12 protein-coding genes and 2 tRNA genes are annotated in these 12,407 nt (G+C 72.5%); 9 read left to right on the top strand and 5 right to left on the bottom strand.

The features are described 5' to 3' along the window. The first annotated feature begins 30 nt into the window (after positions 1 to 30). Positions 31 to 285, top strand: a complete 255-nt coding sequence (ctaJ, locus tag ACYVJE_RS16900) for an aa3-type cytochrome oxidase subunit CtaJ (protein ID WP_461145213.1) — start codon at positions 31 to 33, stop codon at positions 283 to 285. Continuing rightward, entirely contained in the window at positions 272 to 766 is a 495-nt protein-coding gene (locus ACYVJE_RS16895) for a DUF5130 family protein (protein WP_461145212.1), read from the top strand. Before ctaJ ends, ACYVJE_RS16895 begins: the two co-directional genes overlap by 14 nt. Positions 767 to 1,078: 312 nt before the next feature. Here ACYVJE_RS16895 and pepN read toward each other — a convergent pair whose 3' ends face one another. Next, positions 1,079 to 3,667 carry an aminopeptidase N gene (gene pepN, locus ACYVJE_RS16890; RefSeq protein ID WP_461145211.1) on the bottom strand — a complete coding sequence of 863 codons (2,589 nt, stop codon included), beginning with the start codon at positions 3,665 to 3,667 and terminating at the stop codon, positions 1,079 to 1,081. 204 nt (positions 3,668 to 3,871) lie between these two features. On the opposite strand from pepN, the gene ACYVJE_RS16885 reads away from it, so the two are divergent. Beyond that, positions 3,872 to 4,480 (top strand): mycothiol-dependent nitroreductase Rv2466c family protein, encoded by a 609-nt coding sequence (locus ACYVJE_RS16885; protein ID WP_461145210.1) that lies wholly within the window; start codon positions 3,872 to 3,874, stop codon positions 4,478 to 4,480. Between the two features lie 167 nt (positions 4,481 to 4,647). On the opposite strand, the gene ACYVJE_RS16880 is transcribed toward ACYVJE_RS16885, so the two are convergent. Continuing rightward, on the bottom strand, positions 4,648 to 5,448 hold the full coding sequence (locus ACYVJE_RS16880; RefSeq protein ID WP_461145209.1) for an MBL fold metallo-hydrolase: 801 nt from the start codon (positions 5,446 to 5,448) through the stop codon (positions 4,648 to 4,650). Between the two features lie 138 nt (positions 5,449 to 5,586). On the opposite strand from ACYVJE_RS16880, the gene ACYVJE_RS16875 reads away from it, so the two are divergent. Further along, positions 5,587 to 6,054: a ribose-5-phosphate isomerase gene (locus ACYVJE_RS16875; RefSeq protein WP_459158678.1), complete on the top strand. Its 468-nt coding sequence runs from the start codon at positions 5,587 to 5,589 to the stop codon at positions 6,052 to 6,054. Between the two features lie 83 nt (positions 6,055 to 6,137). Then, the gene (locus tag ACYVJE_RS16870; RefSeq protein WP_461145208.1) at positions 6,138 to 6,953 is read left to right on the top strand and encodes an Fpg/Nei family DNA glycosylase; all 816 of its coding nucleotides are present in this window, start codon (positions 6,138 to 6,140) and stop codon (positions 6,951 to 6,953) included. A gap of 24 nt (positions 6,954 to 6,977) precedes the next feature. Here the strand turns inward: ACYVJE_RS16870 and ACYVJE_RS16865 are convergent, their stop codons facing one another. From ACYVJE_RS16865 to ACYVJE_RS16855, 3 genes are all read right to left on the bottom strand, one after another. Beyond that, on the bottom strand, positions 6,978 to 7,736 hold the full coding sequence (locus ACYVJE_RS16865) for a hypothetical protein (protein ID WP_461145207.1): 759 nt from the start codon (positions 7,734 to 7,736) through the stop codon (positions 6,978 to 6,980). 206 nt (positions 7,737 to 7,942) lie between these two features. Then, positions 7,943 to 8,578 (bottom strand): 2'-5' RNA ligase family protein, encoded by a 636-nt coding sequence (locus tag ACYVJE_RS16860; RefSeq protein WP_461145261.1) that lies wholly within the window; start codon positions 8,576 to 8,578, stop codon positions 7,943 to 7,945. Positions 8,579 to 8,944: 366 nt separating this feature from the next. Next, positions 8,945 to 9,015, bottom strand: a tRNA-Gly gene (locus tag ACYVJE_RS16855). A gap of 300 nt (positions 9,016 to 9,315) precedes the next feature. Between ACYVJE_RS16855 and ACYVJE_RS16850 the strand changes: the two genes are divergently transcribed. The 4 genes from ACYVJE_RS16850 (at position 9,316) to ACYVJE_RS16835 (ending at position 12,310) form a co-directional block, all read left to right on the top strand. After that, positions 9,316 to 9,389: transfer RNA gene (locus ACYVJE_RS16850), tRNA-Pro, on the top strand. Positions 9,390 to 9,604: 215 nt separating this feature from the next. Next, a complete protein-coding gene (locus ACYVJE_RS16845; RefSeq protein WP_459158681.1) occupies positions 9,605 to 9,781 on the top strand; it encodes a hypothetical protein in 177 nt (58 codons plus the stop codon). Positions 9,782 to 10,019: 238 nt separating this feature from the next. After that, positions 10,020 to 11,477, top strand: coding sequence for a trigger factor (gene tig / locus ACYVJE_RS16840; protein ID WP_461145206.1), 1,458 nt, complete (start codon positions 10,020 to 10,022; stop codon positions 11,475 to 11,477). A gap of 251 nt (positions 11,478 to 11,728) precedes the next feature. Beyond that, entirely contained in the window at positions 11,729 to 12,310 is a 582-nt protein-coding gene (locus tag ACYVJE_RS16835) for a ClpP family protease (RefSeq protein ID WP_461145205.1), read from the top strand. Positions 12,311 to 12,407: the final 97 nt, after the last annotated feature.

The raw sequence follows: 12,407 nt of genomic DNA, 5'->3' as shown, positions 1-12,407 counted from the left end.
GAAGGGGACTCATCGGATACCGTACGACCCGTGACTGTCGTTGAGGCTGTGCTCGTCTTGGCGGTGATCCCGGCGGCCATCTACGCGTTGATCACGCTCGTGGTGATGTGGCCGCGGCTCACCCGCCCGCGCTACCGCGCAGGTCAGGATTGGAACTTCTCTCCGGTGCTCTGGGTCGCGGACCCGGTCGAGGTGAGCAGGGCGGTGCCCGTCGACACCGACACCGGTGCGGCCGGGGGCACACGTCCCGATACGGCTCGGGGAGGCGCACGTGGCAACTGGTGAGGTCGCGGGAGGTCCCGCGCAGTCCGATGCTGAACCGGGCTCCGGTGAGGTCGTGATGGACGCCGGCAGGCTGTCCATCGCCCGCCGCGTCGAGCCGGACGCGTACCGCTTGCCGTTCAGCCCCACCCAGCTGGAGCGGATCGACGAGGCCCTCGTGCTGTCCAGCCGCAGCACCGGCCTCGAGTTCGCCATCTACCTCGGCGGCCTCGGCGAGGACAGCCGTGCGCGCGCCGAGGAGCTGCACGCCGGTCTCGGCGAGTACGCCTCGCCCGGCGTGCTCATCGCCGTCTCGCCCGGGCAGCGCACGTTCGAGATCGTCACCGGCGAGGAGGCGCACCGGCGCATCACCGACCGCAGCTGCCAGCTGGCCGCCATGAGCATGATGGCCTCGTTCCAGGAGGGCGAGCTCACCGAAGGGCTGGTGAGCGGGCTGCGCATGCTGGCCGACGCGGCCGGTCAGCGGTCCGACCACCCCGAGTGACGCCTGCGGTCGGCGAACCCGGGCGGCGCCGCCCGGTCGCGTCCGGAGCAGGCCGAACCGCTCGAAGCGGGTGACCGCTCCGCGGGTCGACGACGCAGCCGCGAACGCCCCGCCGCGCAGCCGGGGGAACGCGAGGGCCCGAGCGGCGCCTGCGGCCGGCGTGCAGCGACCGCACCCGGACTCCGGCCGATCGCACCCGGACTCCGGCCGGGAGCGCGGCGGCGGCAGGCGGAGTTCCGCCGGGAGCACGACGGCCGGGGGCGGGCGCGCTGCCCGCCCCCGGCCGCGCCCGGTGGTCATCCCACCGGAGGGTCACCCGGTGGGCTGCTCGCCGCGGTCGAACGCCCGCGCCGCCAGCGCGCGGACCACCCCGGCGCGGCCCTCCGAGACGAGCCGCCGCAGCGCCGGCGGGTGCTCGTCGGCCAACCACGCGTCCGCGGCGGCGACCGTGTCCTCGGAAACGGCCCACGAGGGGAACAGGCCGATCACCGTCGGCTGGGCCCGCTCGCTCGACCGCCGCTGCCAGACGTCGTCGACCTCGGCGAAGTAGGTGTGCACGTAGTCGGCGAGCAGCTCCTTCTGGTTCGGGTGGCTGAACCCGCCGATGATCGCCTCGTTGATCGCGTTCGGCAGCTCGTCGTCGTGCACCGCGCGCTGCCAGGCGCGCCGCTTGTTCTCCGCGGTGGGGATGAGCGCCCGCGCCCGCTCGGCGCGCCGCTGGCCCGTGGCGGTGGAGTCCTGCTCGAGCTGCGCGTCGATCTCGGACTCCTCGGCGGCGCCGTGCGCCACGAGCGCCTGCAGCAGCTGCCACCGCAGATCCGTGTCGACGTGCAGCCCCTCCAGCGGGGCGGAACCGTCCAGCCAGCCGCGCAGCACCCCGAGCTGCTCGTCGTCCAGGACGCACCCGACCAGCGCGGTGACGAAGGCCAGCTGGTGGTCCGAACCCGGCTCGGCCCGGCGCGCGAGCTCGAACAACCTGCCGGTGAACCGCCGCCAGCCCGCGTCCTGCCAGGAGGGATCCACATAGGACGCCAGCGCGGTCTGGACCTGCATGAGAACCCGCTGCACCACGCCGACTTCGGTCTCCGCGCCGATGCCGGCCGCCGCCGAGGAGCCGACGACGAGGTCGACGAAGTCGCGGGCGCGCATCTCCGCGTTCCGCGTCATCTCCCACGCGGTCGACCAGCACAGCGCGCGCGGCAGCGACCCCTCCAGATCACCGATCCGCTCCACAACGGTGCGCAGCGAATCCGGATCCAACCGCAGCGAGCAGTAGGTCAGGTCGTCGTCGTTGACGAGCACGAGCTGACCGCGGTGCACGCCGACGAGGTCCGGCACCTCGGTGCGCTCGCCGGAGACGTCGGTCTCCACGCGGTGCCGCCGGACGAGCCGGCCGTCCTGGTCGTCGTAGACGCCGATGGCCAACCGGTGCGTGCGCAGCTCGCCCTCGCCCGGCTGCGCCCCCTCCTGCAGCACGGCGAACGAGGTGAACCGCCCCGCGGCGTCCGTCTCGAACTCGGGCCGCAGCGTGTTCAGCCCGGTGGTCTCCAACCACTGCGCGCTCCACCAGGACAGGTCCCGGCCGGAGGACTCCTCCAGGGCCTGCAGCAGGTCGCCCAGCGTGGCGTTGCCCCACGCGTGCCGGTCGAAGTAGACGCGCAGCCCGGCCAGGAAGTTCTCCAGGCCGACGTAGGCGACCAGCTGCTTGAGCACCGACGCGCCCTTGGCGTAGGTGATGCCGTCGAAGTTGACCTCGACCGCCTGCAGATCCGTCATGTCGGCGGCGATGGGGTGCGTGGACGGCAGCTGGTCCTGCCGGTAGGCCCAGGACTTCTCCACGTTCGCGAACGTGGTCCAGGCGTGCTCGTACTGCGTGGCGTCGACCTGGCACAGCACGCTCGCCCAGGTGGCGAACGACTCGTTGAGCCACAGGTCGTCCCACCAGCGCATCGTCACCAGGTCGCCGAACCACATGTGCGCCATCTCGTGCAGCACGGTCTCGGCGCGGCGCTCGTAGAAGTAACCGGTCACCTTGGACCGGAACACGTAGTCCTCGCGGAAGGTGACGCAGCCCGCGTTCTCCATCGCCCCGGCGTTGAACTCGGGCACGAAGCACTGGTCGTACTTGCCGAACGGGTAGGGCACGCCGAACGCCCGGTGGTAGAACGCGAAACCCTGCTTGGTCTCGGTGAACAGGCGCTCCGGGTCGAAGTGCTCGGCCAGCGAGGCGCGGCAGTACAGCCCCAGCGGGATGTCCCCCTCCTCGCCGCGGAAGACGTCGCGCCACTCGGCGTAGGGGCCGGCGACGAGCGCGACCAGGTAGGTCGACATGGGCGGCGTCGTCGCGAACACGTGCCGCAGCGAGCCGTTCGGGTTCGCCTCGACCACCTCGGCCGCGGCGTTCGAGATGACCTTCCACGACTCCGGGGCGTGCACCGTCAGCTGGTACGCGGCCTTCAGGTCCGGCTGGTCGAAGCAGGCGAACATGCGCTTCGCATCAGCGGTCTCGAACTGGCTGTACAGGTAGACGGCCCCGTCCACGGGGTCGACGAAGCGGTGCAGCCCCTCACCGGTGTTGGTGTAGTAGCAGTCCGCGTGGACGACGAGCTCGTTGTCCGCGGCCAGCTCCGGCAGCCGGATCCCCGTGGACTCGTCGTAGTCGGACAGGTCGAGCTCGACACCGTTGAGCGCGGCGCGGTGGACGCGGGTGGCGATCAGGTCGATCCAGGTCTCCGCGCCGACCTGGTCGCTGGTGAACCGCACCGTGGTGGTCGAGGAGAACGTCGCGACCTCGGAGCCGCCCGCGCCGTCGGACAGATCCAGTTCGACGACGTAGGACTGCACGCGCAGCAGGGCCGCGCGCTCCTGGGCCTGTTCGCGGGTGAGGTTCGGCGGTGCCACGGATCACCTCGTTGCTCGTTGGATCGGTTTTCACCGGCGCGAATGCGTCGACAGCCGCATCCAATCACGACGGCGGGTCCGGACATCGCGGGCGGGTGCGCACGCGCGTGTCATCGAGCGCGGGATGACGCGGCGGGCCGCGCGGGTTGTTCCGGTGGGGCGGTGCGCCGACCGGGCACCGCACGACGGATGCAAGGAGATGCGATGACGACGTCCCGCCCGAAGGTGGACTTCTACTTCGACCCGGCCTGCCCGTTCGCGTGGATCTCCTCGCGCTGGATCCTCGAAGTGGCCCGGGTCCGCGACGTGGACCTGAGCTTCCGCGTGATGAGCCTGGCCGTGCTCAACGAGGGGCGCGACCTGCCCGCGGACTACCAGGAGCTCATGAGCAAGGCGTGGGGCCCGGTGCGCGTGGCGATCGCCGCGGAGCAGCAGCACGGCAACGAGGTCCTCGAACCGCTGTACACCGCCATGGGCGACCGGCTGCACGGGCAGGGCCGCTCGGACTTCGACGGGGTCATCGCCGAGTCCCTGCAGGAAGCCGGCCTGCCCGCCGAGCTCGCCGCGGCCGCGGACAGCACCGAGCACGACGAGGCGCTGCGCAGCAGCCACCACGCCGGGATGGACCCGGTCGGCGACGACGTCGGCACGCCGACGCTGCACGTGGACGGCGTGGCGTTCTTCGGTCCGGTCATCACGCGGGTCCCCACCGGGGAGGAGGCCGCGGCCATGTTCGACGGTGCCGTGTCGCTGGCGCGGTACCCGTACTTCTTCGAGCTGAAGAGGACGCGGAACGAGGACCCGCAGGTGTGATCGAGCTGTGCTCGGGGGCAGCTGGGAGCAGGTGGCTACCCGGTGTCGGGGATCCCGCAGCGGGGTCTTGACGGAGGTTCCTCCCAGCTGCCCCCGTCCCCCGCCCCTCAACAGCCCATCCGCGGACTCCCCCGGGCTCCGGTCGACGCTTCGGGGTGGAACCGGGGTCAGCGCAGGCCGCAGCGGTGCAGGGCCGCGGCGGTGGTTTCGGCGGGGAACGGGGAGCGGGACAGCGCTTCGCCCCCGCCGATCTCCCCGTCCGCGGCGGCGCGGCACAGCCCGGCCAGCGCGGCGAGGTCGTCGCGCTGGCGCCGCACGAACGCGCGGTCCACGGGTTCGCCGTGCCCCGGGACGGCCGTGCTCCAGCTGCGGTCGGCGAGCAGCGCGTCCAGCGCGGACGGCCACTGCGCCGGGTGGGCGTGCTCGAAGTCCGGCGGTCCGGCCTGCTCGACGAGGTCGCCGGTGAACACGACACCGGCGTCCTCGACGAGCACGAGCAGGTCGTGGTCGGTGTGCCCGCGTCCGAAGTGGACGAACCGCGCGGTGCGCCCGCCGAGGTCGAGGTGCGCCCGCTCCGCCACGGTGCGGTCCGCGGCCACGGGAACCGCGCGGCGCAGCGCGGCGGCCCGCGCCGCGTCCCCGCCCTCGGCGAAGTGCTCCGCCCAGTGCTGCCGCTGCTGCTCGGCGGTCGCGGCGAGGAACGCGGTGTAGTCGCGGTGGGCCCACACGCGCTCGGCGCGCAGCGCCCCGCCGCCGAAGCAGTGGTCGAAGTGGCCGTGCGTGACCACCAGCTGCACCGGCAGCGCGGTCAGCCCGCGCACCTCGCGGGCCAGCTCCGCGCCCTGCTCCGCATCACCCCGGGAGTCGACCACCAGCGCCGCGCGCGTTCCCGTGACGAGCCCGACCGTCAGGTCCAGATCGGAGTGGGTGCGGATGCGCACCCCGGTGGCGAGCGTGTGCCACGGCACGGCGGCCACCTCCGGTGCGGTCGGGCGCGGGGAACGGGACGAGCGGGCGGACCGGCCGCGGCGCGGATCCGACCGGGCACCCGGCGGAGAGCCTACCGGGCTGCCGAGCGGCGGGACGCGTTTGGCAGACTGCGCGGCGTGCGCGTCTACCTAGGCTCTGATCACGCAGGTTTCGAACTGAAGAAGCACCTGCTCGCGTGGCTGCGCGAGAACGGGTACGAACCGGTCGACGTGGGCCCGGAGGTCTACGACGCCGAGGACGACTACCCGCCGTTCTGCGTCGAAGCGGCCCGCCGGGTCGCCGCGGACGAGGGCAGCCTCGGGGTCGTCATCGGCGGCTCCGGCAACGGCGAGCAGATCGCCGCGAACAAGGTCCCCGGGGTGCGGGCCGCGCTGACGTGGAACGCGGAGACCGCCGAGCTCTCCCGCAAGCACAACAACGCGCTCGTCGCCGGCATCGGTGCGCGGATGCACAGCACCGAGGAGATCGAGGGCATCCTCCGCGCCTTCCTGACCACCGAGTTCGAGGGCGGCCGGCACCAGCGGCGCATCGACATGCTGGGCGACTACGAGAAGACCGGTCAGCCGCCCGCGCTGCCGAACTGACCGCCCCGGCGGCCCCACCGTTGACCACCGCGTCCCGGCCCGCCCCGCGGGCCGGGACCGATCTGCGCGGTCTGCGATCAGCCATGCCCGAAGGTCACACCCTGCACCGGCTCGCGCGGTTGCACGAGCAGCGCTACGCCGGAAGCCCCGTGCGCGCGTCCAGCCCGCAGGGGCGGTTCGCCGCGGGCGCGGCCGGGATCGACGGCGCCGTGCTGCGCTCCGCGGAAGCCCACGGCAAGCACCTGTTCCACACCTACGACGGTGATCGGACCGTGCACGTCCACCTCGGGCTGTACGGCACGTTCACCGAGTTCGAGCTGCCCGCGCCCGAACCCCGCGGCCAGGTGCGCATGCGCCTGCTCGGCGGTACGCACGGCACGGACCTGCGCGGGCCCGCGGCCTGCGAACTGCTCACCCCCGGCGAAGCGGCCGCCGTCCGCGAACGGCTCGGCCCGGACCCGCTGCGCTCGGACGCCGACCCGGAGCGCGCCTGGCGCCGCGTCTCCCGCAGCCGCACCACGATCGCCGCGCTGCTCATGGACCAGGCGGTGCTCGCGGGGGTCGGCAACGTCTACCGCGCCGAAGTGCTGTTCCGCCGCGGCGTCCCGCCGCACACCCCCGGGCGCGACCTCACGCCGCAGCAGTGGGAGGGCGTCTGGGCCGACCTCGTCGCCCTCATGCACGACGGCGTGCGGTCCGGGCGCATCGACACGGTCCGCCCCGAGCACGATCCCGTCGCCACGGGCCGCGAACCCCGGCGCGACCGGCACGGCGGCGAGGTGTACGTCTACCGCCGCGCCGGCATGCCCTGCCTCGTCTGCGGCAGCGAAGTGCTCACCGAGAAGCTGGCCGGCAGGCACCTCTACTGGTGCCCCGCCTGCCAGAAGGACCCGCGGTAGGACTTCGGGGGATTCCGCGGCTCGTCAGAAGTCGAAGTCGAAGCCGTCGAAGAGCCCGCCGCCGTCGCCGCCCATGTCACCGCCCATGTCACCGGCGTCACCGCCGTCGCCCCCCATGTCACCGGCGTCGCCGCCCATGTCGCCGCCGCCGTCGGCGGCCATGGCGGCCGCGGGCACCCCGGCCATACCGGTGAACAGCGTGCTCATCAGCAGGAACGAACCCGCGCCCCAAGCGCCGGCCACGAGCGCCGGCTTCCACCACGGCTGGCTGTACCAGCCCTCGGGCACGGGGCGCCCGGCCACGGTGCCGCCGGGGTAGTAGTGCGGGGTCTGCTCGGTCGGCGAGGGCGAGGCGACCTGCTGCTGGCCCTCGACCTCCACCTCGCGGTACTCGGTGACCCGGCCGGCCCGGGCGCGTCCCGAGGTGTCCGGCAGCTCCGGTCCCGGGTCCATGTCCATGGCGGTGCGCGCGGCGCGCGCGTAGTACAGCCCTTCCAGAGCGGTGTCCGTGGTCAACCGGGCCTGCTGGGTGCTCGTCGCCTGCTCCAGCTGGGAGGTGGCCGCGGTGTGCCGCTCCGACGCATCGGCGAGGGCCTGCTTCGCGGCGTCGTTGGTCCCCACGAGGTGCAGCACCTGGCCGCCGAGCCGCTCGACCCAGCGGCGCGCCTCCGCCTTGGCGTCGTCGAGTTCCCGCTGGCGCGCGGCCTCGGCCTTCTGGCGCGACCACCAGACGGCGGCCAGGAGGACCGCCGTTGCGAGCACGATGATGATGAGCGCTTCCACGCGTTGCCTCCCGCACACGACCGTTCGTCGTCGAGCCTACTCCTGCGCGGAACCCGAGCGGCCGGTTTCGGCGGGCGGCTCCGGGACGGGACGCCGCGGTGCTGCGGCGCGGGCGGCGAGCGCGGCAGCACCGCGCCCCGCTCCGCCCGCCGGGCGGTCCCCGGTGCCCGCGTCACCCGCGGGGCCGCGTCCGCCGGGAGCCCGCGTCACTCGGGTGAACCGTCGAAGGGGAGCTCGGCGATCGTCTCCCACTCGGAGCAGGAGTGGTCGCGGTTGAGCTCGACCAGCGACAGCGAGGGCACGCGGACCGAAGCCGGGTCGACGGTGGTGGCACCGAGGGTGGCCACGGCGAAGATCGCGGGACCGTCCTGGCTCGAGTGCGCCAGGCTGATGTGCTGGTCGATGTCCTCCGGCTCGCCCGGGAGCTGGTCCTCGCCGAGCACGTCGGCGAGCCCGGAGCGCACCGAGCTGCGCAGCTCCCGCACGGTGGACTGCGGTTCCGCGGGAAGCGCCAGCGACTCCGGCAGCACGACCGCGCGCTGGAACACCAGCGACAGCGGGGCCGTGCCGGTGATGCGTTCGCGCACCGCCGGGACGAGCGAGTCCAGCTCCGACCGGTCCACCTCGTCGGAGAAGCCGATCTCCTGGACCAGGATGTGCATCCACTCCAGGGGAACGGGGTCGAAACCGGGGAGGTCGCGCAGTGCGTACTGGTACTGGTTGACGAGGTCACGCAGACCAGGCTGGCCGCCCAGTGACAGCAGCCAGGCGTAGCTCGTGCGCCCGGCGTGCCACCCGGGGCGCCAGCGGGCGTAGTTCCGGACCTGATCGGCGTGTGGCATGTCGATCACACCACACATACTGCACGGTTCCTTTCGCCTGTGGCGTCAGATTGAGCTATCTCACGCCGGTCGTGTCAAAGCCGTCCCGGGGGCGCACCGCCGAGTGCGCCCAGCGTAGGGGTCGCGGCGCGCGATGGTGGAGGGGCGGTCCAGCGGCGGGAGCGGTGCCGGGCCCCAGCAAGCGCCCCCAGCAAGCGGGCCCAGCGGACGGGCCCAGCGGACGGGCCCAGCGGACGGGCGACCGGGAACGGAGGAGGAACGCGGGGGAACGTGCTCGCGCCGAGAACCCCGCGATGAGGACCCTACGATGAGGACCCTGCGATGAGGTTGGGGTGCGCCGGCATCGCGCCGACGCACCCCGTGCAGAGCGGGCGACGGGAATCGAACCCGCATAACCAGCTTGGAAGGCTGGGGCTCTGCCATTGAGCTACGCCCGCGTGTTCCGTTGTCGGAATCCGCGCCGGATTCCGCGGTTCGCCGGTGCCACCGGCGGGATCCGCCAACTGGACCGACCAACTGGGGGGCCGTTGCGACCGCCCGGTGAGATCGTAACCCAGCCCGCGGCAGCGGTGTCATCCGCCCCGTCCTGGACTCCGCCCGCCCAGGCCTGCAGGTCGACCCGTCCCGTTCTCGCCCGCCCCCGCCACGTCCGCGGGCCGTGCGGAGTCGACCACGCGTGTTCGAACCGGCCCGTGCGCGATAGGCTCCCGGCAGGGTGTCCGCAGGGCGGACGCGACCGGGGTGTGGCGCAGTTTGGTAGCGCACTCGCTTTGGGTGCGAGGGGCCGTGGGTTCAAATCCCGCCACCCCGACCGGACGGCCGCCCGTCGCGCGACGGGCGGCCGCCTCCGCGTCGCGCTCCGCGACCGCGGTCCGGGTGCCCCGCGGGGTCGGCGCCTCCGGACGGCCCCGGCCGAGAACGGAGGGCGTCGGTCACCGAGGGTCATCGCGGGTGCCGGTCACGGAGCGCAGCGAGCGATCCCGCCGAACGGGTAACGATCACGGCGAATCGGGCGATCCCCACGGCGTGGACAGATTCCCCTCGCCGCCCCGCTGGTCCGCGGTGCTCGTGTGCGCCGGGTTGATGCTCGCGGTCGCGGTGCTCGTCGGCGTGTCCCTCGGGGTCGACGGCCCCGAGCCGGACATCCCCGCCCAGGTCGGCCCGTCGCAGGTCGGCACCGCCGTGCCGCCTCCGCGTCGCTGAGCGGGCGCCGCCGGTGGCGGTGGTGTGCGCTGTGGCGTTCGTGCCCGCCCGTCACGGGTGGTGCCGATGTGCTCCGCAGCAGCTGACCCCGGAGCGCGCACCCGCCGCGCGAAGCAATAGACTCAGTGGTCAGCCCGGCATCGGCGGGCGTGACAGCGGCGATTCGGCCGACGGCGGTTCGTCCGGTCACCCCGACAGGCAAAGCGCCGGGAGCAAGCACGTTCGACTAGGAGACCACGTGAAGAGCACCGTCGAGCACCTGAGCCCGACGCGCGTCCGGATCAATGTCGAGGTGCCGTTCGACGAGCTCAAGCCGAACTTCGACCGCGCGTACAAGGCACTCGCCCAGCAGGTCCGCATCCCCGGTTTCCGGCCGGGGAAGGTGCCGGCCCGGGTGTTGGAAAGCCGCATCGGTCGTGCCCCAGTGCTCGACGAGGTCGTCAATGAGGCAGTCCCGTCGAAGTACCTCGAGGCGGTCAACAGCACCGAGGTGAGCCCCCTCGGCCGCCCGGACATCGAGGTGACCAACATCGCCGACGGCGAGCAGATCGAGTTCACCGCCGACGTCGACGTCCGCCCGGAGGTCACCCTGCCCGCCTTCGGCGAGCTGTCGGTGACCGTGGACGACGTCGAGCTCACGGACGAGGAGATCAACGAGCAGCTCGACACCCTGCGGGCCCGCTTCGGGACCCTCACCGGGGTGGACCGCGCCGCCCAGCAGGGCGATTTCGTCACCCTCGACCTGTCGGCCACGGTCGACGGCGAGGAGGTCGAGGACGCCAGCACCAGCGGCCTGTCCCACGAGGTCGGCTCGAACAACCTGATCGAGGGCCTCGACGACGCGATCACCGGTTTGAGCGCGGGTGAGACCACGACGTTCACGACGACGCTGGTCGCGGGCGAGCACGCCGAGCGCGAGGCGGAGGTGACCGCCACGGTCGGCTCGGTCAAGGAGCGGCACCTGCCCGCGGCCGACGACGAGTTCGCGCAGATGGCGAGCGAGTTCGACTCGATCGACGAGCTCATGGCCGACCTGCGCGAGCGCATGGGGCGCGTCAAGCGGATGCAGCAGGGCATGGAGGCCCGGGACCAGGTCCTGCAGGCCCTGCTGGACAGCACCGAGGTGCCGGTGCCGGAGCAGGCGGTCGAGTCCGAGATCGAGACGCGGCACCACGACGCGGTGCACCCGTTCGACCACGACGACGAGCAGTTCAACGAGTCGCTGCGGCAGCAGGGCCGGACCCGCGAGGACTGGGACGCCGAGACCCGCCAGGAAGCGGAGAAGGCCGTCCGGACCCAGCTGATCCTGGACACCATCGCCGACGCCGAGGACGTGTCCGTCTCGGACAACGAGCTCACCGAGCGGATCATGTACCAGGCGCAGCAGTCGGGCATGAGCCCCGACCAGTTCGTGCAGCAGGTGCAGCAGTCCGGTCAACTGGGCGCGATCTACGCCGACGTCCGCCGCAGCAAGGCGCTGTTCAACGTCGTGCGGCAGGCGACGATCACCGACGCCTCCGGCAACGAGCTGGACATGGACGAGCTGTTCGGCACCGAGAACGAGGGCGGTGACCAGGACGAGGAGTCCGCGCCGTCCATCACGGAGGTCGAGGGCGAGGTCGCGTCAGCGGAGGATTCCGCCGAGTCGCAGGACCGGGACTCGGCGGACCGGGAGTCGGAGCAGAAGGACGGCTGACGCGCCGGCACATCACAGGAACATGCTCTGAGCGAACGTGGGCGGTACTGGGAAGCTGGTGCCGCCCACGTTCGTTAGGGTCGACGTCAGCGGATCACACCGGGGGTGAGCCCGCAACCGCGAAAGCCGCTCGGCGTCTTGCGCGGTCCACTGTAGACCCTCGCCCTCGGCGGGAAAGCCCAGTTGTGGGAGTAAGGCAGGGAATCGTGACGCAGCACCTGACTCAACCGGCGTCCGACGGGTCGCCGCAGATGCGAACCACCACGTCCAACGGGCTCTCGTTGACCGACTCGGTGTACGAGCGGCTGTTGCGGGAACGCATCATCGTCCTCGGCACGCAGGTCGAGGACACGTTGGCCAACCAGATCTGCTCGCAGCTGCTGCTGCTGGCCGCGGAGGATCCGGAGCGGGACATCGCGCTGTACATCAACTCGCCGGGTGGCTCGGTGACCGCGGGCATGGCCATCTACGACACGATGCAGCTGGTCAAGCCGGACGTCGCCACCGTCGCGATGGGCTTCGCCGCGTCGATGGGGCAGTTCCTGCTCTCGGCGGGCGCCCAGGGCAAGCGGTTCTCGCTGCCGCACGCGCGGATCATGATGCACCAGCCCTCGGCCGGGCTGGGCGGCACGGCCTCGGACATCGCGATCCAGGCGGACGTGTTCTCCAAGCACAAGCGGGAGATGGCCGAGCTGATCGCGGAGCAGACGGGCCAGACGCCGGAGAAGATCCTCCAGGACTCCGACCGCGACCGCTGGTTCACCGCGCGGGAGGCCCAGGAGTACGGCTTCGTCGACCACATCGCGTCGGCGGCGAACCTGCCGCAGAGCTGAGCCTCCTCGACGTGCCGCGTCCGGTCGCGGTCGCGGGTGCGCAACCGCTGCGGACAGCGGCGGCGTGCAACCAGTGCAGCCTCTTCGTGAACCACTC

This window comes from Salinifilum aidingensis, from assembly GCF_054782015.1.
The sequence above is the reverse complement of the archived record's forward strand: the minus strand, read 5'-3'. Positions and strand labels throughout refer to the sequence as shown.

What these genes read in the sequence shown, in the direction of transcription:
- ACYVJE_RS16885 (WP_461145210.1), top strand. Translation starts at nt 3,872, where the DNA reads ATGACGACGTCCCGCCCGAAGGTGGACTTCTACTTCGACCCGGCCTGC.
- ACYVJE_RS16870 (WP_461145208.1), top strand. Translation starts at nt 6,138, where the DNA reads ATGCCCGAAGGTCACACCCTGCACCGGCTCGCGCGGTTGCACGAGCAG.
- ACYVJE_RS16860 (WP_461145261.1), bottom strand. Translation starts at nt 8,578, where the DNA reads ATGCCACACGCCGATCAGGTCCGGAACTACGCCCGCTGGCGCCCCGGG.
- ACYVJE_RS16835 (WP_461145205.1), top strand. Translation starts at nt 11,729, where the DNA reads ATGCGAACCACCACGTCCAACGGGCTCTCGTTGACCGACTCGGTGTAC.